The following is a 24,239-nucleotide window of genomic DNA, read 5'->3' as shown; positions in this document are numbered from 1 at the left end:
TAGCCCCCCTTGTAGCTAGTTTTCGATGCAATTTTTGGTTGGATGGAGTCGGATCATTGTTATGAACACCGTGAGTTTCTGCGGCACTTGCATGTTGCTCGGGCGTGTAAAATTGACCTCCACAGCATGGATGGCTGCGCGATCGAGCCGGAGGTCGTTCTGAAGCGAACCAACGCCAAAGCTGATTTTGGCCGTGTCGAGATTTGCGCAAAGCGTGTAGGTGCCCGGCGCGATGTCTGGGAAGTCGACCCACCAGAACTCCTCCTTGCCGTTCACCCTGTCTGTCATTGTGAAACGCGGGCTGAACCTGCTGTGGCCCCGAAGATCAAGCGTCAGTTCGACGCTGTTCATTGCGGCAAAGGCGACATGGTCAACGGCCCGGGTACGCAGCGAAACCCAATCGCCAGTGTTGAATTTTGCTTCGAGGAGATATCCTTGAGGTGTTACCTTCGTCCGCGCGTCAACACCATTCGCGCTAAAGAGGCTGAACGGCGGGACATGCCCTGAAGCAGCGTCCAGCAAGTATGAAACCTGAGCACTGGCCAAGCTTGCCGACGTCAGGGTCAGAAGGGGAAGAGCTGTGCGAAGTATCATGGGTGCGATCCTCTGTAAGGTGCGCCCAGAATGCAGAAGAGTGCAAGAGTATGTCAACTACAGCATGAATATTCATTTATAATTATAATTGTGAATATTCTTTACAGATAATGAATGATATTGCATTACCAGTCGTTCCATCCTAAGCTGATGATCACATAAACCACGGTGGAATCATGACAGCTGACGCGGACGAAAAACCAACAATTGACCACATGATGGCGGCTTACCTGTTTTCCGAACGGGGCAAGACGCAGGTTGAGATTGCCGATTTGATGGGGATTTCCCAATCCAAGGCCAGCCGGTTGCTGTCCAAGGCCAAGGAGCTGAACGTCTACCGCGAAGAGCGCGTCTTCAACATCAAGAAATCACCCGAACTTGAAGAGATGATCCACTCGTTGCTGCACAATTCGGATGCCGTCAGCCAGCTGCGCCAGTATCAAGCCGCCTTTCATGCAGACGGTGTTGACGCGAATTGCTACTTGCGCAGCGTGGAAATTGTCCATGCCAACAGACCTGACAAGAGAGCGTCCGTAGAATTCGACAAGGATCAGCACTATAAATACACAAAGGAATTCAGTCAGCGCGCCGGAGAATTTCTTGGCCACTCAATGCAGGACGAACGTGTATTCGGACTGAGCTGGGGTGCAGTCGTGTATTTCTCCTGCGAAACATTCGTCAAGGCGATTGAGAACGTCGACGGGATGACGCGCTTTGTCGCGGCGGCACCGACCATCACATCCGGACGAAACGCATTTTCTGCGGGTGCGATCTGCGGCATCGCCAATATTCAGCTGGGAACGGTCAACGATGTTTCCAACTTCCGGTCCTTCGCGGTCCCTGCGTTCATTCAGCGGGCCTATCGCAACACCCCCTATCCGGGTGCCAGCGGCGAGACCGAGCGGGCCAAGTTCGTGCGGTTGTCCCTCGAAGGCTCCAAACACTACGTCGCGACCCTGGGAGGATATACGGATCGCGATCCGACAACGGCAGCAAGCGTTTTTGGCACTTTCATCACTGGTCTCGGCCGGTTTGAGGACCCATATGGCAAGAACCTTGATGATTTTCTGTCGGCCATCAATTCCGAAGGATCGGAGGATCCGGTTGGGGAAGCAGACATCCGAAGATTTTACGTCGGCGATTTTGCAGGCGCGCTGCTGATCAAGTCCGATCTGTCGGAAGACGATCGGAAACGGGCCGAAGAGTACCGCGACCTCTGGACCGGAATTCGGGTTGAGGATATGCGCGAAATTACCCGCAGGGCCGGTACCGAAAACGCCCATGGGGGCGTATCGCATGGGGTTGTTGCAATTGGTGCGGGACGTGATCGCGCGCTTGTCCTGCTGGCAGCACTCGAACAGGGCGTAGTGAGCAAGCTGCTCGTCGATGAACCACTTTATGATGAGTTGATGTCACAAGCCAGCAAGAGGCTGCACAAACGTGCCGTCGATCTGGCCGCGAAGGAAAAGAGGTAGCGATGTGCCGCCTCCTGAAATACGGGCTGGTGGCGCTGGTCATACTTTCGGGGAGTGCACGGGCGAACACATCGATCGGGGGGTGGGGCACCTTCCATGATGTCGCGCGCGAGATCAGCGACCCATCGCGGATAACAGCACTGTTCCAGCAGTGGGATTTTCGGATCAACGGATTGGTCGCGGAGCTGAAATGGCAGGGCACTTTGCTCGACCGCAAACACTCCTCCATTTTGCTGAAAGACAATATCGGAAATGCGCCCAATGTCACGATTCTGATCTGCGGCGGCGGGTCAACAACTGTCGATGGATGCAAGGCCTCGATCGGGCATTTCCGCGATACGAAATCGGATATGATTGCAGCCTATGCCCCGAATGTCATATGGCTGAAACGACGCCAGCACGTTGACAAGACAGCGCGTCAAATCCTCGATGACATTCGCTCGGTCCTAGCAAAAAACCCTGACGCAACCTTTAATTTCCATTCTGCCAGCCTCGGCTATCCGGTTTTTGCAGCCCTTTTCGGTGAAAACGGGCGTTACTCGGACGAAATGCGGCATCTGATGACAATTCGGGGTCAACCGGAGGCGTCGCGCCTGAAGTCGCTGGTCGTTACCACCCCTGCCCGCGGCTTTTGGTATATCTTTTCCCTGCGGCGCTTGCGTGATGGTCTGATTGGCTTTTGGGAAGGACCAAAAGAGCTGTTTCTGACAGGCGTTTTTGGCAAGGCGCTTTTGACGGTGATCCATGACGGCGAGCGGTTCGCCTATCTGTCGCCGCAAATCTACACGGAAGGGATCGCAACCTATGTGTATCCGCAATCCCTCAGCGATCCGAAGGTAAAGCGCAAAGCAACCGAAACGACGCCCGAGATCACTGAGCAGAAGGTAAGCGACTCGCATCGCCTGGTGCACCGGGGTGGCAATGAATGGCAGGGGCCGGCAGCCATCAAGGCGGCGAACCAATACGGCAGCACCGAACAGGCCAGCGCTCAAATAATGACTGCGATGCGTACGTCAGAGAACGTGTTCAGAGCCATGGCCGCCGTACAGGGCCTCGATCCGCCCAAATTCGGCATTTATCAGGTCAATAACAGCGCAGCACTACGCAAATCCGCTGGCAAGCTGCTGCATGAGGAACAATTCAACGATGCACAAGAATTGGGCGGGGTTCGGTTGTCGACGCCGGGGATGACCCGAATTCCCGGCGACCTTTCGGACTTCGCAGCCGATATTAAAGGGAGTGTGACGCGATGATACAATATCTTGTTGGCGGGATCGCCTTCATGTGCTTGGGCATGCCCGTAGTTGGACAAGACCTTCATGTTGTGTCGCTCGGCGGGTTACAATCCGAAGCAAGCGTCTGCCACCCGGGCTGCGATGAAAAGATCCTAAGGTTATCGGGATTAACCGATCTGGATGCTTATGTCGTCGACACTCAACACTCTGACATATTGCTGGTGGGCCGCAAGGAACCGGGACGCATCGCTCTCAGATTGAGTGACCTCGCCATGGCCTTTCAGGCCACTGCGTACAAGTTCGCCAAAGAGGAAGGGCGGGTTCTTGTGGTTTCGGAACTGGCGGTTTCACTTGATCCTTCGCCCGAGAACGTCGCCGCCTTGATGGCTGTCGGCGACGCGTTGAGCCATGCGTCTCAGGGTGCCCAGTTACAGGCTGTGCTGGACCGATGGGTTGCGCTGTGCGAAAACCCCCACACAGCTTCTGTCTACGGCATGCCCCGCTCGGCCGGAATTTCGAAAGCGGCTTTGTCAATTGATTATGCTCTGAAGCGACAGGTGTCGGGAGCTTCGCGAATCCCGTCTGATCGGTATTTCAGCCTGACCGATTTGACCCGGCAGGAAATCGAGGCCGACTTTTTTTCAGACCATCCGAAGGGTGTCGAGCTATCGGGCCTGTCGCGCTTCTGGATCACGCCGCGCAAGGGGACCTACCGGTATGATGACGCAGCTCAAGCTGCAATCATCGACGATTTCGGGCTGGAGATTCTGACCGAACAGCAAAAACTGGTCGGCAGCGAGGTTGTGGATCGCGGAGGGCCGGGGCGCTTGCCTGCAAAATGGGCCGAACGGGCAACCGAACTGATCCCGGTCTTGCTGGATATCGATGAGGACTGGCAGCGCGTGGACCAGTTTGCGCGGATGCTGGCACTGGCCCATATGATACGGGATGAAGGTGCACTGGAGACCAGCACCTTGTCGCTGGACTGGTTGATCGACGCTTTTGCGGGGCCCGTCGAAGAGGTTCCCAGTGGCTTTGCCGGGCATCCGCATATCGAGCGATTTGAGCTGTCCAAGTCGCAGGGCAATATGCGCATGACAAGCAATGTCGTTCTGCCCAGTTGCGGTGGTGTATCGTTTAGAATTGAGCTTGAAAAGCTCCCTCCCGAGATCGAACCCGACCGGCAGCTACGCGATTTTGCAGATGGCTTGCGGCACGAGTAGCGCGCGGGTCGGTGGCTCGTGGGGCGCTGTCCATCGGGAGGCAACATCCCACAGAGATTTCCGCCCTAAGAGCCTTGAATTGGCGGGCCCGAACGGTCGTTTTGAAACGCGGCGACGCAACGAGTGGCAGCGCCAACGTCGACCGCATGGAACCTGCCTAGGTATCGTTGGAGGCCAATCCATGCCATACTTGCTGGTAAGCCCATCAGAATGCAGGGCCGGATTTGTTGTCTACGTTCAACATCGGCTTGCCGCGCGCACTACCTGTCACTGGCTGCGGACTGGATGGTGCTAGTCAGTCAAAGGCTGTTGCATATGCCAAACATAACCGAGCGCCAGCAAAAGAAGAGCTTCGTCACTTCCCGAGGTGCGACGCAAAAACCCGCAGCTAGCGCGGCAGCAACTTTTTCCGCTCAACCCTCTGAAGCCACCAAGGCGTTGCAGTTGAAGGCCAATGCCAGCCCGAATGTGGAACGCCTTCAGAGACTTCAGCGGGCCGCCGACGGCCGCATTCAGCTTAAAGCTCTGGCATCAACGCAGGTTGTGCAACGCTTCACTGACGAAGAGATCGAACAGATCAAGTTGATCCAAGCGCTTATACGGCGTCGCCTTGTCCAGAACCAAGTTCGCGTTCAAAGCGAGGGGGATGGGATCGTCGGTACGCGCATCAAAAAACAGCCCGAAGGCACCAAACCCGTTGCTGGCGAGGGGTCCGCCCTGCGCACCATTCAAGACAACCTCGATCAATCGTCGGTATATAATCAGATGAGGGTACTTGGTGGCGCCAAGAAGGGCGCAGTGATAGGACCCGAAGACAAGGGAAAGCCCCAGCCGGTTGCCTCGCTGTCTGCTGGTTTGCCGGAAGGTACAGCCGTTATTAACGGCGGATTCTTTGCGCATCAGCCAAATATGAGAAGTGAAGAGGGCTGGGATCCGGCAAACGCGCAAAGCAGCTCAATCAATGATCCAAGTTTCGCTGCGTTTCTCAAACACGAAGAACTGAAGGAAGTCGGACCGGAGGGCGTTGGCAGGCCGGTTGGACCTACCAGCACCCGGACCGATCACCTGCCAATCCCATCCGAGTATCAGGACTACTATGGTCAGGTGACTGTCGGTTCCGAAGTGGGTTTGAGCAGCGGCCCTCTCCTTGCTTTGGATGGCGCCGCGACGCATATACCAAGCCCGCAGAATGACGATAGATTTGAGTACAGGGTCACCACTGAGGGAGGGCTGGAAGAGAACCCGCGCAACAAGCAGGTCGGGGTCATGACCCACGCAGGTGACCGAAATGCGCGCGCTGCAATCACTGTGCAGGGCGATGATACCATTATGCACACGGTTACACCGACTGAAATGCGGCCTCAGGAAGGGGTCACCATGGAGCAGTGGCAGCAGATCACAATGGCCGGGGCCGGAATTCGCCAAATGGGGGAGACACCCGCCAGCGGCTCCACGCTCAACCTCGATGGTGGCGGATCCGTATTCATGGGTGTTACCGGGGCCAGCCCCGAGGAGATGCGGTTGGTCGCCAAAGGCCAACGACTGGGCGAAGAGAAAGACAGGGATGTCGGTAACATCATTGCCAGTTTGCCGGACGCCAGTTTCCGTGAAAAAGACGTTTAGTCTATTTGTTAATGCCAGAGTTCAAGCCACGGGGCTGATGGGGTGATCGTAGCGTCATATGCCGCGGCAGCGCACTCTGAATGCCCAACGCCCTCTACCAAGCTCTCCTAGCGAAAACGCCAATCTAGGCCTGGTTAATGGCAATTCAGCCGCTCCGGGCGCGGAGATAGCAGTACTGTCAGGCACATCCCTTTTTTTGATCAGCAACACACGACAGGTTTTGATCTTCTGAGAGGCTGCCCACGCAAACCGTCGGCACGAAAGCGAAACCGCGCATATCTTGCCATGCGATCCGCACGTTCCCGCAGAGCCATGCCCTGAATTCGATACGAAAACGGAAGTTGCTTCGGGGCGTATGTATTTTCCACCTTGCTTGATTGTTTGTGAGCGTTTATGAATGAATGCGAAGTTATGTGACTGATCGTGATGAGGCGACTGACAATTGGGCGCACAAAAAATGAAGACTTCAGACACTATTGAATTGGCTGCCGTGAGGCGCGAAAAGATCGCTGATCTGGTGGCATCGCGCGGTGCGATGACCCTGCGTGACCTTTGTGGCCACTTCAGCGTATCAGATGCGACGATGCGTCGGGATCTTCAGGCGCTGGATGGCGCGGGTCAGGTCGTGCGCACGCACGGCGGTGTAATGAAGAACACCAGCGTTCTGGGAGATTTGCCCAACGACCAGCGCAAACGCGTCGGCGCAGAAGAAAAAAGCCGGATCGGTCTGGCTGCGATTAACCTGCTGAAGGGCGGTGAGGTCGTCTTTCTCGACGCGGGCACCACGGCGCATGCGGTCGCGGTTCATGCGATAAAACAGCCCGGCTGCACCTATGTCACGACCTCTCTGGGGATCGCCAAAAAGCTGCAATCACTCGGGATTGCGGACTTCTATCTGGTCGGCGGGTCCTATGAGCCGGTCAACGATTCCTTCGCCGGAACGCTGGCGATTGAGGCTTTGCGCGCCCTGTCCTTTGACGTCGCCTTCATCTGTTGTTCGGCCATCGATCTGAAAAGCAGGTCAATCAGCGTTGCCAGCGAGGCTTACAGTCAGGTCCAGAAAGAAGTGCTGTCCAATTCCAGGAAAAAGCTTGTGATTGCCGACAGCAGCAAGTTCAAGCCGAGTGCTTTCATGCGTACCGCGAGTTTTTCCCAGATATCGGGCATTATCACCAATCGCGAAGCCAGCCCGCAAGATCTGGACCTTCTGCGTCAGACCGATCTTGAACTGGTGCTCGCATGAGCGCCCCTGGCGTATCACTGGAGGTGAGGGACCTGCGCAAAAGCTGGGGTGCGACAGATGTTCTGAAAGGCGTGAATTTCGATATCCACGCCGGTGGGTTTCTGACCTTGCTGGGCCCGTCGGGTTGCGGCAAGAGCACCGCCCTGAAGTTGATTTCAGGACTTGAGACGGTAACCGGCGGCCACATTCTGATTGGTGATCAGGATGTGACAGGTGTCGCAGCCGCGGAACGCAATCTGGGCATGGTATTCCAGAACTATGCGCTGTTTCCCCATATGAGCGTCGCCGAGAACATTATTTACGGCTTGAAAGTGCGCAAGGTGCCCAAGGCAAAGCAACAGGCCTCTCTCAAACGGGTGGCAGAGCTAATGGCGCTCAGCCCCTTGCTGGATCGCAAACCCGCGCAATTGTCCGGCGGTCAACAACAACGGGTGGCCTTGGCGCGTGTTCTGGTGTCGGATCGCCCGTTGGTCCTGATGGATGAACCCCTGTCCAACCTTGATGCCAAGCTACGCGTCGAAATCCGCAGTGAAATCCGATCCCTGAACAAGCAACTGGGGATCACCGTGCTCTACGTCACCCATGATCAAAGCGAAGCCCTTTCGATGTCGGATACGGTTGTTCTGATGAGCGACGGACAGGCCTCGCAGATCGGGACGCCGCAGGAACTCTACGACCAGCCTGCGAATACATTTGCCGCCAGCTTCATCGGGACACCGCCCATGAATCTTCTGGCGGCAGCGGATGTGACGCTGCCCGACTGGGTCGCCGCGCGGGTCAAGACAGATCATGCCGATCTGCTCGTGGGTGTGCGCCCGGAGACAATGACACTGGGCGGTGCTGGAGCTGATTTCAGCGCGACCTGCAAAGTCCTCAGCGTTGAATATGAAGGCAGCGTGTTTCTGGTGCATCTGGTCAGCGCCTCGGGCGCACGTTTCATTCTGGCGCATCATGGTGCTGACGCACCGCAGGTGGGCGAAGACATCACGGTGAGTTGGGACAACGATGCCGCGCATCTGTTTTCCAGCGCATCGGGGCAACGACTTTCGAGCGGTTAACTCAGACGGCGAAGAACAGCCGTTCACTTATTCAAACGGGGAGGAGACCCAATGACAATCATGACAAAACTCGCTGGCTCATGCTGCACGGCGGCCATGTTCAGCCTGGCTGCAACCAGTGTTTCAGCAGCAGATCTGGAATTCTATTTTCCTGTTGGCGTGAATGCGCCCGCCGTCGAAACGATCCAGGCGCTGACAGATGAATGGGCGGCGCAAAACCCGCAACACAGCGTGAAGGCGGTCTATGCTGGCAACTACGAAGAAACCACAACCAAGGCGCTGACGGCTGCCAATGCGGGGCAACCGCCGCAGGTGGCCGTGCTGCTGTCCATCGATCTTTTCACGCTGGTGGAGGAAGATGTCATCGTGGCGATTTCCGACATCGCGAACACGCCCGAAGACCAGGAATGGATTGACGGGTTTTACGATGGGTTCATGAAAGACGCCGAATTCGAGGGCAAGACCTACGCCATACCATTTCAGCGCTCTACCCCGGTCTACTATTACAACAAGGACGCCTTTCGCGCCGCTGGGCTGGACCCAGAGACACCGCCCAAGACCTGGGACGAGATGATCGAGATGGGCAAGAAACTGACCATCAAGGACGATAACGGCAATGTCACCCAATGGGGCACCCGCATTCCGACCCTGGGTCTGGGCGGCGCCTGGCTGTTTGGCGGTCTGGTTGTGTCCAAAGGCGATGTGCTGACCACTGACACGGGCATCGAGGCGCGGATGGATACGCCCGCGACCAAGGCATCACTGGAGTTCCTGCTGGAGTTGTCGAAGCAGGAAGTGATGGCACCGGGCGGCATTTCCTGGGGGGACACGCCGAAGGCATTCCTCGAAGGTCAAACAGCCTCCATGTGGACATCGACCGGCAACCTCGCCTTTGTTGAGGAGAACGCAACCTTCGATTGGGGTGTTGGCTTCCTGCCGGGCGGCGACGGACCGGGTGCGCCGATCGGCGGCGGCAACTTCTACATCTTCCAGGATACCACGGATGAAGAACGTGCAGCGGCGCTGGACTTCATCAAATTCATGACGTCGCCTGCAAATGCCGCCAAATGGAGCATTGCAACGGGCTATGTGGCCCCGCGGCCTGATGCCTGGGAAACCCCGGAGATGAAGGCCTATGCCGAACGCCTGCCGCAAGCCTTGGTGGCGCTCGATCAGCTTCAATATGCCGAGCGTGAGTTCGCAACATTCCAGCGCGCAAAGGTGACGCAATATCTTGTGGATGCCATCGAGAGCGTCGTGACAGGCAATGCAGAGCCTGCCGAAGCCCTTAAGGCGGCCCAGGAAGGCGCCGACGGCGTTCTTGGTGACTACCAGTAGGCAAGGATTGCCGAAGGCCCCGCGCGTCTTGATAGATGCGCGGGGCCAAACGCGAAGCCCGCGAGAGGACAGCGGATCATGAACAAGCGGTTACCCTTCGGATTGGCGATGATCATGCTGGTGATCCCCTGCCTGCTGCTGGTCGCTTTCACGCATTACCCTGCCCTGCGCGCTTTGCTGAATTCCTTCTGGAACAATGCCAGTTCGCGGCGCCCGTCGAAATTCGTCGGAGTCGAGAACTACCAGACACTTCTGGAGGACGACCGGCTTGTTCAGGTCATGCTGAACAGCACGTTTTACGCATTGGGAACGATCCCGCTGGCCATCGGTCTGGCCATTGGCATGGCGCTTTTGGTCAATGCCAAGCTGCCCGGTACCTCGCTGATGCGCCTGTCATTTTTTATGCCGACGATGCTGCCGATGATTGCAGTGGCCAATATCTGGCTGTTTTTCTATGCGCCGGGTATTGGTCTGGCCTCGCAGATTCTCGGTGTTTTCGGCCTGCCGCCGATCAACTTTCTGGGCAGCACCGAAACCTCGCTGATCTCGATGATGTTCGTCGCCGTCTGGAAAGAGGCGGGGCTGTTCATGATCTTCTACCTCGCGGCCTTGCAAGCGGTGCCCGAAAACCTGAAAGACGCAGCCCGGCTTGAAGGCGCGGGCCCCGTACGTATTTTCTTCAACATCGTGTTGCCGCTCCTGCGCCCGACAACGATTTTCGTGGCCGTCAACGCGCTGATCAATGCCTTCCGTCTGGTGGATCATGTGATCGTCATGACACGCGGCGGGCCGAACAATTCCAGCGCGCTGCTGCTCTATTATGTCTACGAAGTCACCTTCTCCCAACGGGACTTCGCCTATGGCGCGACGCTGACCGTCCTGATGGTGTGTCTGTTAGGTGTGCTCGCCGCCGTTCAGTATTGGGTGCTGAACAGAAAGGCACATTACCAATGACACAAGGCCTCAACAGGATAATGTGGTCAACCATCGGTCTGCTCTTGGCCGCGCTCTGGGGCCTGCCGTTTCTCTACTCTGTCTGGACGGCGTTCCACGATGAGATTTATTCGGCCAATTTCGTCTGGAATGCCCCGCTGACCCTTGAGAACTTTTTCGAGGCCTGGCAGGCAGCACCCTTTGCACTCTATTTTCTCAACACGGTCATTCTCATCACCATCGTTCTGGTGGCGAACCTCATCCTGTGCACGCTGGTGGCTTATGCCTTCGTGCGCTACCGCTTCCGCTGGGCGGGATTTCTTTTTGCGCTGATCATGGTGCAGCTTTTGGTGTCACCCGAGATTCTGATCGTCGAGAATTATCTGACGCTCTCGAAGATCGGGATGATCGACACGATCCTCGGCATCGCCCTGCCCTACCTGACCTCCGCCTTCGGGATTTTCCTTTTGCGGCAGACCTTCCTTACGGTGCCCGTCTCGCTGGACGAAGCCGCGCAGATCGAAGGTGCCGGCGCGTGTCGCGTGCTGTGGAACATTTACGTACCGCTCGCCAAGCCTGTCTATCTGGCCTATGCGCTGGTTTCGATCAGTTTTCACTGGAACAATTTCCTCTGGCCGCTGATTGTCACCAACTCTCCCGAAGTGCGCCCGGTCACGGTTGGCCTGAGTGTCTTTGCAACGGTTGAAAGTGGTGTGGAATGGTCGCTGGTCAATGCGGCAACATTGATGACCACCGCTCCGCTGATCATTGCCTTCATCATTTTCCAGCGTCAGTTCGTTGCCAACTTCATGCGCGCCGGCATCAAGTAGATCGATTGGACCCTGTCATGTTGATTGCCCATATCTCAGACTTCCATGTCTTCGCCGACGCCCCGGAGACGCCGCTTGTGCGCCCGGATGCGGCTGAGGCGGCGCGCAGGGTCATAGACGACATCGCATCGCATCAGCCAAGGTTCGATGCCATATTGTTCACAGGGGATTTGGTGGATTGCGGGACTGCGGCCGACTACGCGCTTCTGGCGGATATCCTTGCGCCGCTCGATATGCCGGTCTTTGTGGTACCCGGGAACCACGATAACCGCGCCGGATTGCGCGCCGCCTTCGATGGCATTCTGCCTTTTGGAGAAGGCCCCTACCTCAACTACGAGGCACGCCTTGGTGATTTGCGCATCCTTGCGCTCGACACGCTGGTCGAAGGCAAGGTTCACGGCGCGCTGGACCCCTCCCAGCTAGACTGGCTGGCAGAGAAGCTCACCGCCGAGCTGACCACACCGACCGTGATCGCGATGCACCACCCGCCCTTTCCATCCGGGGTCCCCAAACTCGACGCCATGGCGCTGACAGATGGGTGCGACAGGTTCGGCGAGCTTGTCGCCGCAGGTGATGCACCGCTCTATATTTTTGCGGGTCACATCCACCGCCCCATTCAGGCCGTTTGGAAAGGCGCGTTTTGCCAGATCGGCGGCGGCCCTTCGTTTCAGCACGCGCTGGATCTGCGACCCGAAGCCCCGGAGCCGGGCAGCATTGCTGAACCCTATGCCTATTTCATCCTGCGCATCGACGCGCAAGGAACCGTGACCATTCATAGAAGGTATGTCTCGCTGTGACCCAAGCCGTGACCCAGGACTGCGCCAACACCGTCGAGGCCATTGCCCGGAAGGCCGGCGATCTGGCCCTGTCTCATTTCCATGAATTGAGTTCCGTGCCGGTTGAATCCAAGGGCCATCTTGATCTTGTCACGGCAGCAGATCAGGAGGTTGAGACCTTCGTCACGCGCGCGCTCATCGAGGCCTTTCCTGACGATGGCATCTTCGGGGAGGAAGGTGCTGCCCGTCAGGGAAGCTCTGGTCGCATTTGGGTGATTGATCCCATAGATGGCACCTTCAATTTCGTGCGTGGCGGTGATCAATGGGCGGTATCGATCGGCCTCTACAAAGGTGGGCGGCCGGTTTTTGGTGTTCTTCACGTACCGGTACGGGGCCAAACACTGGTCGGCGGCAACGGCTTGGCCAGCACGTTGAACGGCACCGAGCTGGCGTTGCGATCAGGTATGAAGTCCAGGCAGGCGGCCTGTGGCGTCGGGTTTCACCCTGTGATCCCGATTGATCTGCGGCTCGATACGCTTCGGTTCGTTCTGGAAGACGTCAAAATGTCATTTCGCTGTTGCGGTTCGGCGACCCTGTCGCTGATCGAGATCGCCCAAGGTCAGGTCGACGGATACTTGGGCACCGGCGAAAGCACCTGGGATCTGATGGCAGCCCTGCCGATCTTGGAAACGATCGGAATTAGATGCACTGTTGACTGGGCGCAGACCGACCTGAGTGACAAGTTGCGTTTCGCCTGTGGAACACAGGCGTTCCTGGACGCGGTCGCGCCTCTTGTTCCCTTCGGCACAACCCTGCGCCTGGATTGAATTGAGCAAGGTATTGTTGCCGTAGTAGTTACCTTGTTTGGGAGTGATGCATACTTCTGGGCTTAATAAGCCGAGGGTGCTGCCGCGATTCCGATCTGCTCGGTGCGGCTTGCGCGTATGAACATTCAAGACGCGTTTTCAGTGCAATTGCGTCCGCAACCAAGCGCTCGGAAAAGAGCCGGTCACTTGCGATCCCGTCGGGCATCGTGTCGACGCTGTTTCAGCGGAGCGTACCCGACGAGAATTGCAGGCAAAGCCATAAGCTTTGGTTAAGTGAAGGCAATTGCACATCAACAACACGCCACCTGAACTCTCTTTTTGTCAATCGGTCGAAGAAGTTAGAAGCCTTTGTCACTAGCTGCGTTTCGATTTGCAGTACTTTCCGCACAGACAGTTTACGAATTAGAGAAATGCAACGCGTATACAAACCTAAATCATGGAGGATGATTCAAACCTACTACGCAGCATATTTTCTGCACATTCTTACTAAGGTTTTTTTGGTAGGTTCTTCTCTCACCTCGAAAATTGCCATGTTCATTTTCTCAAAAACCGATGTGTCAGTGAGGCGGGTTATGTCCCAACATGCCGTCATCTCATTATCTAATGTCACTTTCGCCGGGAAACCGGTCTCTAGCATTCAGGAAGGGCAGCAAGAGCCATAAAGATCTGTGGAAATGCTTCTCGGATTGACGCGCTTCTATCTGCTCGAACCATTCGCAGCACCATATTATATCGCACATTACGACATGAGGTCGGCCATTGGGTTCAGTATTACGAAGAAGTTTTGGATGCGACAACGGCCCTCGATCCTGACAAGGACGTCGCGAGCGAATTGTACTTTGCCAATTCGCATGGAATGCAGACTTTGTCCGCAGAGTCGCCTTTGACCAAATCGAGATAGGTCGCAAGACCTACCGAATGCGTCGGATGTCCGCTGAGAGGTCAAATTGGCGTTGTAAAATGGCCGCAATATTGACTTCCTGCCAAGTCCTACTCACGTCACTCAAGTGCTCAATCGACAGCTCGGAAAATCGGACGAAATCCACTTCAAGTTCCAAATGGACAATCACATCCTGAAAGTCAGAGTTAATAGAAAGCGCCGCCTGATAAAGCTCCAAGTGGGACCTAGTGATGAGTCAAAACGATCCAGTACTGCTCGACTATAAGCGATGGGCGCTTGCGAACTCTCCGTCCCATTTCAGCCTGTTTGACTACCTGCATGGACTATTTTCGACAAATCAATACCCTGCAGATGTTGCGATAGCCTTTAGTGAATTGGTTGCACCGAGGTTTCAAAGTTGGGAAGGCCAGGTGTTTTTGGCCGAACAATTCGACCTTCAGAAAATCGAAGCTATGAAAGATGAGGGAACGACCAATTCGGAACGCCAGTACTGGATTAACTTGGTCAGCATCAGTGATCTCTTGGTGAATGCACCACTGGACATGGCCGAGTCTTTTGGGAAGCGTATCGTAAAGTCCTAGGATATGAAATTGAAGATAGATTTTCCTGAAAGAATATTTGATGTGCGTTGCTCTTCTGAACTTGATGGCGGTGTCTTCGTTGTCTTGACTGAAGAGACTAGAATTGGGCAGAGTAATAGGGGCAAATCGATGGCCAAGCGATTTGATAAAAACTTGATAAAGCGCCTTCCGATCAACGGCGAGGTCTAGGCGGTCTACGAATGCTCGTCCAGCCTGTCCGGATAGGTGCCGATGTCTGCTTTAGTGCCGCTGAGCGGCCCTTGGTCCATCGGAGAGACACACTTGGGAAAGATAAGATCAAAGGCTTTCTTTGCGGCATATCGATTCGGCAAGTTTGAAATCAGATTCGAAGGATCAAAGGAAAATGGTCAGCTCAAAACCTGAAAAAGTGTGGATTCAGCAACATTTATTGCGCTGAACCCCGTATGGTCCCATCACAAGTGCTTGATATCCGTTATTTTGGCCAAACCGATGCTACGCTGGGTTGTAGTCCAGATTAATACGGGAGAGGCACGGTGAATATTTCAAATGCGGCTTTGGCAGCGGTTATTTTCGCTGGTGGAACAGCGGTTGGTTTCGCAACTGGAACTCAAGTGGTGCCTGATTCCGGTGAAGGGGAGCGGCTTGCATCGGTTGAAAGTGCCGCCTTGATAGAAGACCAGAAACTCATTTCGAATTCTATATCGAGGAGTGAACCCGCCCTAGAAAACCTCTCAGCTGATGTACTATCGGATCAGGAAACACTTGGTTCGCAGTTTGAGGAACTGAACCGCCGCCGAGAACAGGCTGCGCAACGCGAGTCTGAGCTAGACGCACAATCTGAGCAACTCGAGGAAAAGCTAGCTTCGCTGAAAGTGCTCGAGGAAGATTTGGCGCGAATGCACGAAAACTTGCGTGTCGACGGTGAAGCCCTCGAAGAACGACAAGCAGAATTGGACAAACAGGGAGAGATGAATTCAGCGCAGCTACGGTCAGTTTTGGAACGCGAAAGCCAGTTGGTTGCACTCCAGCAGAAACTGGCCGCGCAGAGCGCCGCAGCTAGCGCACAGGACTTGGCTGAAACCACGGAGGCCAAGCTTGATCTTCATGTTGACCGATCGGTGTCCAGAACAGGGAGCAATCCAGCGCTTTCCGACGTTGAGTTGAGTGCTATCGCGCTTCAAGAACCAACGAATGTGGACAAGAGCTTTGAAGAAGGCAGTCAGCCCGAACAATTTTCTGAAGCCGAGGCGACCGAAAGCGATCCTGCGATACCAAACAACGGTCCCATCGCGGAAGTCCACTTTGAACTTAACAGCGCAAAGTTGACGCCCGGGGCTCTGATGCGCGCGCGCGAGGCGGCTGACCGCTTGCAGACTATGAAGTTCTCGAAGATCAGGATATCCGGACATACCGATACGACGGGAAACGTCGGTCGAAATCGGGCCCTCTCTAACGCGCGCGCGGAAGCTGTGGCCGAAATTTTCGTGCAATCTGGTTTGTCCAGGCAAATGATCGAAATTGTTGGCTTTGGTGAGACTTATGACATGCTGCCCGTGTCAACGGGAGATGGGATCTCAGAACCGCTAAATCGTTGTGTGGGCATTTTTGTCGAAGAGATCGCGCAGTCTTCTCTACAGTAATCTTTTAGAGCACCTAACCGGGAAAGGTCTGCGGGATCGCGGCCTCTGCGAGAGTTGGTTTTCGCAGGGTATAGCCAAGTTGTTCTTACTGCCCCATTCGTTTAGGCGGTCCGGATGACCACTCCTACCGCTGCGCCGTCTAGGCCTATCATCGATTTGCCCAGAGCGCATCAGATGTTGAGAATCTGCTGGCGCAACGTGGCGCGATCGCGAGCCACGAAGCAAACCACGTTTGGGTTAATCGCCCTCGATCGTTGGAACAAATATGCAATTGAAATAACCGCCTGAAAGTGGCCTTCGAGTTTCCTTCGGCACGTATCAAAAATTTGGCAATGCCATTTTTCCGGCATTAAACTGTGAGGGTTAGTTGGACTAATCTGTCGGGATTTCCAGATGCTGAAGTGGCGTCAGTCCAGGCTCTCGCAGCCTTTGCACTACGGCATTTGCCAGATGTCGCCCTGCAGCGACGATGTCTTCCAGTTCAACGATTATGTCCTTCCGGAACATCTTCAAAATTGGGACCACTTCTTTACCGTAGACGTCGATATCTGTGCCCAATTCGAGTCCATGTTTTTCGATGGCCACAATGGCAGCAATAGCCGCCTTGGATGAAGTGCAGATGACGGCATCAATCTCCGGCGATTGCTCCAATCGGCGCGCAATCCAATGGCGAATTTCGTCTGCGGACCTGTCGCCATTGACGTTGTGAGAAATACGGTAGTTGAGCTTCAGAAGTTGGCTCTCGTCCTCCAATCCGAGCATCATGTCTTGTGCATAGTTCTGATTGAGTGGCGGCAGGACCGTTAGAATGTTCTTCCGCCCTCGAGCCGCCAGCCGCCGCAGTGCCAGGCGCATGAAGGCCGAGTTATCATAGTCATAAAACGCATGTTGAGCGCTCCATTTGGTGCGCCCATGGGTGGCAAAAGGGAAATCTTGCTTCAGCAGATAAGCGACGCGCTTGTCCTCTGGCTCTGTCATGTTGAAAATGACAGCATCGGCGGATCTCGTTTCGACAATGTATTTTATCGGACGCAGCGGATCCTCGTCGGGAAACCAAGGCAACACATTCAGATGAAACGGTGTACCGCGCAATTCCTCAGCAATGGAACTGGTCAGTTTTGATGCATTATTCAAAACGTCACCCTCTGCCGGGATGACCAGTGAAATCACATTGGTGCGCCCCGTGCGAAGACGCACTCCGGCGCGGTTTGGGACGTAACCGATTTCATCTGCGATACGGTGCACAAGTTCCTTGGTGTCGAGGCCAATGTCATGTGCATCTCCCAGAGCACGCGACACTGTGGGGACCGCCAGACCACTTATCCGCGCGATGGTTTTGAGCGTCGGTCTTTCGCCGGGCTCCACCAGTTTGCGCAACTCTTCGTCGCTCAGCTTTGATGCCACAGATGCGCCACGTTTCATCGGTGATGGTCCATTCTTGCAGTCGTAAATTCCAAAATCGCTCAGGCGTGGCGTAATACCCATGCGCGTGCCCAGCATGTCGATTATTCTAGGAATATAAGCACCGCAAGAAATATCTTGCAATGAGAAACTAAAACGATGTAGTTCTTACTATAACGATTTAGATTTGGGAGGATTAATCGTGTCTCTGACTGCGAAACTGCTAGCTGCGACGGCCTTCGTGGCCGCTTCCAGCGCTTCTGCAACTGAACTTGAGGTGATGCACTGGTGGACATCTGGTGGCGAGGCCGCGGCCGTCAATGAATTCGCCGAAGCCTTCAACGCCACAGGTAACACATGGGTCGATGCTGCAATCGCTGGTGGTGATGGCGCACGCGCTGTGATGGTCAGCCGCCTGACCGGGGGCGACCCAATGGGCGCATTTCAGTTCAACCACGGTCGTCAGGCCGAAGAGTTGATCGAAGCAGGCTTGCTGCGCGACATCACTGACATCGCAGAAGCCGAGGGTTGGAAGGATATCGTAAATCCCTCTTCACTACTGGACTCGTGCACAGTGGACGGGCGGATTTATTGCGCGCCGGTCAACATCCACTCTTGGCAATGGCTCTGGCTATCGCACAAGGCCTATGAAGACGCAGGCGTTGCCGTTCCAACCAATTGGGCGGAATTTGTGAGTGCTGCATCAGCACTAGAAGACGCGGGCAAAATTCCGATGGCAATGGGTCAACAGGGTTGGCAGCAAGCGGGCGCATTCAGCGTTTTGATCGCAAGCCTTCTGCCCAGCGAAGTGTACAACAGTGTCTACGGTGACAAAGACACGGATGTAGCCGGTGGAGCCGAAATGGCGACCGTTTTCCAGGCTGCCGCGGACGCACGAAAAATGGCGACAAAATCAACAGTCCAGAACTGGAACGACGCAACAGCATTGGTGATCAAGGGTGAGGCCGGTGGTCAGATCATGGGTGACTGGGCGCAAGGCGAAATGGCCGTGGCTGAAGTTTCAGCCGGTGAAGACTATAGCTGTTTGCCAGGTCTTGGAACGAACCCGAGACTGTCCACTGGTGGCGATGCATTCTATTTCCCCGTGCTGGACGACGAGGCACAGACTGCCGCGCAGACCGAGCTTGCCAAGCTGATGCTGGCACCTGAAACGCAAGTGAACTTCAACCTGAAAAAGGGTTCACTGCCGGTGCGTGGTGACGTCGATCTCGCGACTGCAAACGATTGTATGTCGAAAGGTTTGGCGCTCCTGAAGGCAGGTGCTCTGCTGCCGGATGTCAACCAGCTCATCACGCCTGACACCAATGAACAGTTGAAAACACTCTTCACCGAGTTCTTCGCGGACCCCACCATGACGCCAGAAGCCGCGCAGGAAGAGTTTGTGAAGATTATCGGATCCGCCGACTGACCCGTGTCCTCCTGCTGGCCAGCGACTTGCGGGCCAGCACTCACCGGCATCCCCGTCAAGAGGAGGTAGGCTTGTGGCTACTGAGCGCCCAAACCAGCTGTTTCGCAACAAATCTTCAAAGATTGCAGCGATCCCCATGATTGTAACTGCGTTGTTCGTTTTTGTCGGCGGGACAATCTGGACAGTTGTTTACAGCTTTACCAAATCGGGCCTGTTGCCGCGCCTGAATTGGGTCGGACTGGATCAATATGAGCGCCTATGGGCGACCAGAAAGTGGCTTGTCGCAATCGAAAACCTGGTGATTTACGGCATCTGCATGCTGGTGCTTGTCTTCGTGATTGGGTTTATCCTCGCTGCGTTGATCGACCAGAAGATCCGCTTTGAAAACACCGTACGAACGATCATCCTATATCCCTATGCACTCAGCTTTGTGGTCACCGGCCTTGTGTGGCAGTGGATTCTGAACCCTGAATTCGGCGTGGAAAGCATCGTCCGGGCATGGGGGTGGGAAAGCTTCTCCTTCGATCCACTCTATAATGCCGACATTGCAATCTACGGCGTCCTGATTGCTGGGCTGTGGCAAGGCAGCGGGCTGGTTATGGTCCTGATGCTCGCCGGTCTGCGCGGCATAGACCAAGAGGTGTGGAAGGCTGCCCGAGTAGACGGCATTCCGACTTGGAAAACATACATTTTCATCGTCATTCCGATGATGCGGCCTGTGTTCATAACCACCCTGGTGCTGGTCGTGACCGGCATTGTGAAACTCTATGACCTGATCGTTGCCCAGACCGGCGGCGGGCCGGGGATATCAACCGAAGTACCTGCAAAATACGTCTACGACATGATGTTCCAGGCCAACAATCTGGGCCAGGGCTTTGCTGCCTCAACCATGATGTTGGTGACTGTTGCATTGATTGTGATCCCTTGGGCAATTCTTGAATTCGGAGGCTCGAAGAACCGTGGCTGATGCATCTACCAATGCACTTTCCGGCCCGCAGGGACCAAAACCGCGCAAAATGCTGTCGCGCCGTAACATCTTTCTCTATGGCACGCTGTTTGTCATCACGGTTTACTATGCACTGCCGCTCTATGTGATGATCGTCACCTCTCTCAAAGGGATGCCGGAAATCCGGCTGGGAAACGTGTTCTCTCCGCCTGTGGAAGTGACGTTTCAGCCATGGGTCAAAGCCTGGTCAGAAGCTTGCACCGGCCTGACCTGCAACGGGCTGAGCACCGGCTTCTGGAACTCGGTGCAGATCACCATTCCGTCGGTGATCCTCTCGATCATGATCGCCTCTGTGAATGGCTACGCGCTGGCCAACTGGAAGTTCAAAGGCGCTGATATCTTCTTCACCATCCTGATCTTTGGCGCCTTCATTCCCTATCAGGTGATGCTCTATCCAATTGTGATTATCCTGCGCGAAATCGGTTTATACGGCTCACTGGGCGGCCTCGTGCTCGTGCACACCATCTTCGGCATGCCGATCCTGACTCTGCTGTTCCGCAACTACTTCACGTCACTACCCGAAGAGCTGTTCAAAGCGGCGCGGGTGGACGGGGCCGGCTTCTGGGGCATCTATTTTCGGATCATGGTGCCCATGTCCTTGCCGATTTTCACCGTCGCAATGATCCTGCAAGTGACCGGCATCTGGAATGATTTCCTTTTTGGCGTCGTCTACACGGGCCCGGAAACATACCCGATGACCGTTTCTCTCAATAACATCGTGAACTCCACGCAAGGCGTGAAGGAATACAACGTCAACATGGCCGCAACCCTCCTCACCGGACTGGTGCCCCTGTTGATCTACTTCGTCTCAGGAAGACTGTTTGTGCGCGGCATCGCCGCTGGAGCGGTCAAAGGATGAACACCATGAATAACTCGGTTGAAATTAAGAACCTCGATCTGCAGTTCGGCGCCGTCAAGGTTTTGCAGGATCTCAACCTCGACATCGGCAAGGGTGAGTTCCTTGTACTACTGGGGTCTTCGGGTTGTGGGAAATCCACGCTGCTGAACTGTATCGCGGGCCTTCTGGATGTGACCGCTGGCCAAATTCATATCAACGACACTAACGTCACCTGGACCGAGCCTTCCGAGCGGGGCATTGGAATGGTTTTCCAGTCTTATGCGCTTTACCCGCAAATGACCGTCGAGGGAAATCTGTCCTTTGGCCTCAAAAACGCAAAACTGCCCAAAGCCGAGATCGCAAAACGGGTTAAACACGCGTCAGAAATTCTACAGATCGAACCGCTATTGAAACGCAAACCGGCTGCACTGTCCGGCGGGCAACGCCAGCGGGTCGCCATTGGGCGGGCGCTGGTGCGCGATGTGGATGTCTTTCTTTTTGATGAACCACTCAGCAATCTTGATGCCAAGTTGCGCGCAGACCTGAGGGTCGAAATCAAGCGTCTGCACCAGAGGCTTGAAAACACCATGATCTATGTGACCCACGATCAGATCGAGGCGATGACGCTCGCCGACCGTATAGCCATCATGCGCGGCGGCCAGATCATGCAACTGGGATCGCCAGACGATATCTATGGCCGCCCGGTGAACAAATACGTGGCCGGGTTCATCGGCTCCCCATCCATGAACTTCTTCGATGGCGCAATCAAGGGCGGTGCCTTCACGACAGGTGATCTGACCATTCCGCTGACGGGATATGATTTTGCATCTGGCGGTGCGGTCGACGGCCCCGCCACTCTGGGCATTCGCCCCGAACACGTGGTGACAGGCGAACTGGTTGATAACGCGCCGGTCAAGGTCGATGTGGGCGTCGAACTGATCGAGCCAACAGGATCAGACAAGCTGATCGACTGTCAGGTTGCAGGCCGTCACTTCCGTGTGCGGATGGATGGGCAGGCAGATGTCGCTGTGGGCCAAAAGCTGAGAATTGGCTTCGATCCCGGGCGCGCCTCGCTCTTTGATGCCGCCACCGAGGAGCGCCTGTAGGCCCCATTCCATGACCCGCCTGACACCATCCAACTCATCTACGTGAGCTTAATATGACCCTTTCTTTTCAACTCTACTCCGCCCGCAACTTCTTGCCTTGGAGCAACGTAATCCCGCGCCTTGCCGAACTGGGCTACAGGCAGGTTGAGGGATTTGCCGGCCTCTACGCCGACGCGCCCGCGTTCCGCGATCTACTGGATAGCCACGACATGACTATGCCGTCTGGCCATTTCTTTCCATTGGGCGCTCTGGAAGGCGAACTTGATGCGTCGCTTTCAACAGCCAGAACCCTCGGTATGCAACGCGTGATCTGCCCCGCACCCGAGGAACTCTGGCGCCAAGGTACGACTGCTGCCAATTGGGTCGCGCTTGCGAAACGACTGAACGATGCGTGCAAACGTGTCACCGATGCCGGATTCCGCTTCGGCTGGCACAACCACCACTGGGAATTCATGGCGCTGCAGGACGGCACATTGCCGATGAACCTGCTGTTGGAGCATGCCCCGGATATGGAATGGGAAATGGATGTGGCATGGGCCCTGCGCGGCGGTGCGGACCCTCTGGAGTGGATCGAAACTCACGCCGACCGGGTCACTGCGGCACATGTCAAAGACATCGCGCCGGATGGGGAAAAAGAGGACGAAGATGGCTGGGCTGACTTAGGTGATGGCGTGATGGATTGGGAAACACTAATCGCCGCCCTGCGCCAGGCAGGCACTGACTATTTTGTGGCGGAGCACGACAACCCGTCAGACTGGGACCGTTTCGCAAACCGGTCTATCGCAGCATTCGGAAAGTACTAGGGAGCACCATGCAAAGTTTCGGTATCGGCATTATCGGCTGCGGCAATATATCGGCCACATATTTCAAACTCGCACCGCTTTTCAAATCGCTCGACATTCGGGCCGTCGCTGATTTGAACATGGATGCGGCAATAATGCGCGCTGCAGAATACTCGGTGCGGGCAGACACCATTCAGGACCTGCTGAACGCGGACGACATCGACATTGTGATAAACCTGACGGTACCAGCAGCGCATTTCGAGGTGACGATGCAGATTCTTACCGCAGGCAAACACGCCTATTCCGAAAAACCATTTGTGCTGACCGTGGAAGAAGGCGAAGTTCTGCGGCGCCTTGCCAGCGAAAAGGGGCTTCGCGTTGGATCGGCACCCGACACATTCCTGGGCGGTGCACACCAACTGGCCCGCGCCGCGATTGACGACGGTCAGGTGGGCGAAATCATCGGCGGCACCTGTCACGTGATGTCGCATGGAATGGAGGCCTGGCATCCAAACCCAGACTTCTTCTTTCAAAAAGGCGGCGGCCCGGTGCTGGATCTTGGGCCCTACTACATTACCAATCTGGTACAGCTGATCGGACCAGTAAAGGCGGTCACGGCAATGGCTTCCGCCAGCTTTGACACGCGCACCATCGGCAACGGTCCACGCGAAGGTGAAATGGTGTCGGTGGAAACGCCCACCAACATTCACGCGGTTCTTGAGTTCCAGAACGGCGCCCTTATCACATTCGGGGCCAGCTGGGATGTCTGGGCACATCGCCACGATAGCATGGAGCTTTACGGAACCAAGGCGTCGCTCTACGTGCCTGATCCGAATTTCTTTGCAGGCGACGTTTTGTTGGCAGGACTTGAGGACGAGCCGATTGAAATCACGTCGCGCAACCACCCGTTCTCCGTTCACAACAGCCAGGACGGTCGGGGCGCCGACCAGGCCAATTACCGCTGTGCCGGGCTCGCAGACATGGCCGCAGCGATCAGCGAAGGTAGAGAGCATCGCTGTGGTCTGGAACTGGCCACGCATGTTGTGGAGGTCATGACAGCCATCCTGCGCTCGGCGGAAGACCGGCGCTGGTTGGAAATGACGACAACCTGCACCCGTCCTGAGCCACTCGACCCCGCCCAAGCCGCCGCGTTGCTCGCCTAAGTTCAGAACGCGCCCCAGATAACTAGGGGATGGTTCAAACAGTTTGAAGAGTTGGAGAGGGCCGCCGTTCGACCAATTCCAAATTCATAAACAGGGCAACGACGGATGGGACGGGCAAAACCCCAAGTCGCCGCAACTGCTCAAAACAAGTAATTTCAATTGCCGACTGATAAAGGAGGGCGAATTTGGTTGAAAAGAGTATCCTTGATCGGCGAGTGAACTGCTGATTGAATTCTCTCGACGCATGGAAGTATC

Annotated in this window: 22 protein-coding genes; 19 read left to right on the top strand and 3 right to left on the bottom strand. The window is 55.5% G+C overall.

Translation table 11 applies throughout. The features are described from left to right. Window positions 1-15: 15 nt before the first annotated feature. Entirely contained in the window at window positions 16-594 is a 579-nt protein-coding gene (locus Q0802_RS03505; protein WP_298913666.1) for a hypothetical protein, read from the bottom strand. A 176-nt stretch (window positions 595-770) separates the two neighbouring features. On the opposite strand from Q0802_RS03505, the gene Q0802_RS03500 reads away from it, so the two are divergent. From Q0802_RS03500 to Q0802_RS03440, 13 genes are all read left to right on the top strand, one after another. Continuing rightward, window positions 771-2,069: a hypothetical protein gene (locus Q0802_RS03500; RefSeq protein WP_298913663.1), complete on the top strand. Its 1,299-nt coding sequence runs from the start codon at window positions 771-773 to the stop codon at window positions 2,067-2,069. A gap of 2 nt (window positions 2,070-2,071) precedes the next feature. Continuing rightward, complete coding sequence (locus Q0802_RS03495) at window positions 2,072-3,322, top strand: hypothetical protein (protein ID WP_298913660.1); 1,251 nt, start codon at window positions 2,072-2,074, stop codon at window positions 3,320-3,322. Further along, window positions 3,319-4,527 carry a hypothetical protein gene (locus Q0802_RS03490; protein WP_298913657.1) on the top strand — a complete coding sequence of 403 codons (1,209 nt, stop codon included), beginning with the start codon at window positions 3,319-3,321 and terminating at the stop codon, window positions 4,525-4,527. Before Q0802_RS03495 ends, Q0802_RS03490 begins: the two co-directional genes overlap by 4 nt. Before the next feature lie 315 nt (window positions 4,528-4,842). Next, window positions 4,843-6,150 carry a phosphodiester glycosidase family protein gene (locus tag Q0802_RS03485; RefSeq protein ID WP_298913654.1) on the top strand — a complete coding sequence of 436 codons (1,308 nt, stop codon included), beginning with the start codon at window positions 4,843-4,845 and terminating at the stop codon, window positions 6,148-6,150. Between the two features lie 457 nt (window positions 6,151-6,607). Beyond that, window positions 6,608-7,393 carry a DeoR/GlpR family DNA-binding transcription regulator gene (locus tag Q0802_RS03480; protein WP_298913651.1) on the top strand — a complete coding sequence of 262 codons (786 nt, stop codon included), beginning with the start codon at window positions 6,608-6,610 and terminating at the stop codon, window positions 7,391-7,393. Beyond that, entirely contained in the window at window positions 7,390-8,451 is a 1,062-nt protein-coding gene (locus Q0802_RS03475) for an ABC transporter ATP-binding protein (RefSeq protein WP_298913648.1), read from the top strand. Before Q0802_RS03480 ends, Q0802_RS03475 begins: the two co-directional genes overlap by 4 nt. A gap of 51 nt (window positions 8,452-8,502) precedes the next feature. Then, window positions 8,503-9,789: an ABC transporter substrate-binding protein gene (locus tag Q0802_RS03470; RefSeq protein WP_298913646.1), complete on the top strand. Its 1,287-nt coding sequence runs from the start codon at window positions 8,503-8,505 to the stop codon at window positions 9,787-9,789. Window positions 9,790-9,867: 78 nt separating this feature from the next. Beyond that, complete coding sequence (locus Q0802_RS03465) at window positions 9,868-10,743, top strand: sugar ABC transporter permease (protein ID WP_298913643.1); 876 nt, start codon at window positions 9,868-9,870, stop codon at window positions 10,741-10,743. Continuing rightward, entirely contained in the window at window positions 10,740-11,552 is an 813-nt protein-coding gene (locus Q0802_RS03460; RefSeq protein ID WP_298913640.1) for a carbohydrate ABC transporter permease, read from the top strand. Before Q0802_RS03465 ends, Q0802_RS03460 begins: the two co-directional genes overlap by 4 nt. Window positions 11,553-11,569: 17 nt before the next feature. Next, window positions 11,570-12,349: a phosphodiesterase gene (locus tag Q0802_RS03455; protein ID WP_298913637.1), complete on the top strand. Its 780-nt coding sequence runs from the start codon at window positions 11,570-11,572 to the stop codon at window positions 12,347-12,349. Further along, complete coding sequence (locus Q0802_RS03450) at window positions 12,346-13,155, top strand: inositol monophosphatase family protein (RefSeq protein ID WP_298913634.1); 810 nt, start codon at window positions 12,346-12,348, stop codon at window positions 13,153-13,155. Before Q0802_RS03455 ends, Q0802_RS03450 begins: the two co-directional genes overlap by 4 nt. Window positions 13,156-14,286: 1,131 nt before the next feature. Continuing rightward, on the top strand, window positions 14,287-14,637 hold the full coding sequence (locus tag Q0802_RS03445; protein ID WP_298913631.1) for a hypothetical protein: 351 nt from the start codon (window positions 14,287-14,289) through the stop codon (window positions 14,635-14,637). Between the two features lie 536 nt (window positions 14,638-15,173). Continuing rightward, window positions 15,174-16,259, top strand: coding sequence for an OmpA family protein (locus Q0802_RS03440; RefSeq protein ID WP_298913627.1), 1,086 nt, complete (start codon window positions 15,174-15,176; stop codon window positions 16,257-16,259). A gap of 372 nt (window positions 16,260-16,631) precedes the next feature. Here the strand turns inward: Q0802_RS03440 and Q0802_RS03435 are convergent, their stop codons facing one another. Beyond that, window positions 16,632-17,759 (bottom strand): LacI family transcriptional regulator, encoded by a 1,128-nt coding sequence (locus Q0802_RS03435; protein WP_298913624.1) that lies wholly within the window; start codon window positions 17,757-17,759, stop codon window positions 16,632-16,634. A 103-nt stretch (window positions 17,760-17,862) separates the two neighbouring features. Here Q0802_RS03435 and Q0802_RS03430 point away from each other — a divergent pair, with 103 nt between their 5' ends. From Q0802_RS03430 to Q0802_RS03405, 6 genes are all read left to right on the top strand, one after another. Further along, the gene (locus Q0802_RS03430) at window positions 17,863-19,089 is read left to right on the top strand and encodes an ABC transporter substrate-binding protein (RefSeq protein ID WP_298913621.1); all 1,227 of its coding nucleotides are present in this window, start codon (window positions 17,863-17,865) and stop codon (window positions 19,087-19,089) included. Between the two features lie 73 nt (window positions 19,090-19,162). Beyond that, window positions 19,163-20,056, top strand: a complete 894-nt coding sequence (locus Q0802_RS03425; protein WP_298913618.1) for a sugar ABC transporter permease — start codon at window positions 19,163-19,165, stop codon at window positions 20,054-20,056. Beyond that, window positions 20,049-20,954, top strand: a complete 906-nt coding sequence (locus Q0802_RS03420; protein WP_298913615.1) for a carbohydrate ABC transporter permease — start codon at window positions 20,049-20,051, stop codon at window positions 20,952-20,954. The genes Q0802_RS03425 and Q0802_RS03420 overlap by 8 nt, the downstream gene beginning before the upstream one ends. A 5-nt stretch (window positions 20,955-20,959) precedes the next feature. Further along, window positions 20,960-22,039 carry an ABC transporter ATP-binding protein gene (locus Q0802_RS03415; protein ID WP_298913612.1) on the top strand — a complete coding sequence of 360 codons (1,080 nt, stop codon included), beginning with the start codon at window positions 20,960-20,962 and terminating at the stop codon, window positions 22,037-22,039. Between the two features lie 53 nt (window positions 22,040-22,092). Beyond that, window positions 22,093-22,842 (top strand): sugar phosphate isomerase/epimerase, encoded by a 750-nt coding sequence (locus tag Q0802_RS03410; RefSeq protein ID WP_298913609.1) that lies wholly within the window; start codon window positions 22,093-22,095, stop codon window positions 22,840-22,842. A gap of 8 nt (window positions 22,843-22,850) precedes the next feature. Further along, window positions 22,851-23,984: a Gfo/Idh/MocA family oxidoreductase gene (locus Q0802_RS03405; RefSeq protein ID WP_298913606.1), complete on the top strand. Its 1,134-nt coding sequence runs from the start codon at window positions 22,851-22,853 to the stop codon at window positions 23,982-23,984. A 34-nt stretch (window positions 23,985-24,018) separates the two neighbouring features. Here Q0802_RS03405 and Q0802_RS03400 read toward each other — a convergent pair. After that, on the bottom strand, window positions 24,019-24,239 hold a 221-nt coding region (locus Q0802_RS03400), incomplete at its 5' end, for a hypothetical protein (protein WP_298913603.1).

It is taken from the genome of uncultured Roseobacter sp. (assembly GCF_947495275.1).
Classification (GTDB): domain Bacteria; phylum Pseudomonadota; class Alphaproteobacteria; order Rhodobacterales; family Rhodobacteraceae; genus Roseobacter.
The sequence above is the reverse complement of the archived record's forward strand: the minus strand, read 5'-3'. Positions and strand labels throughout refer to the sequence as shown.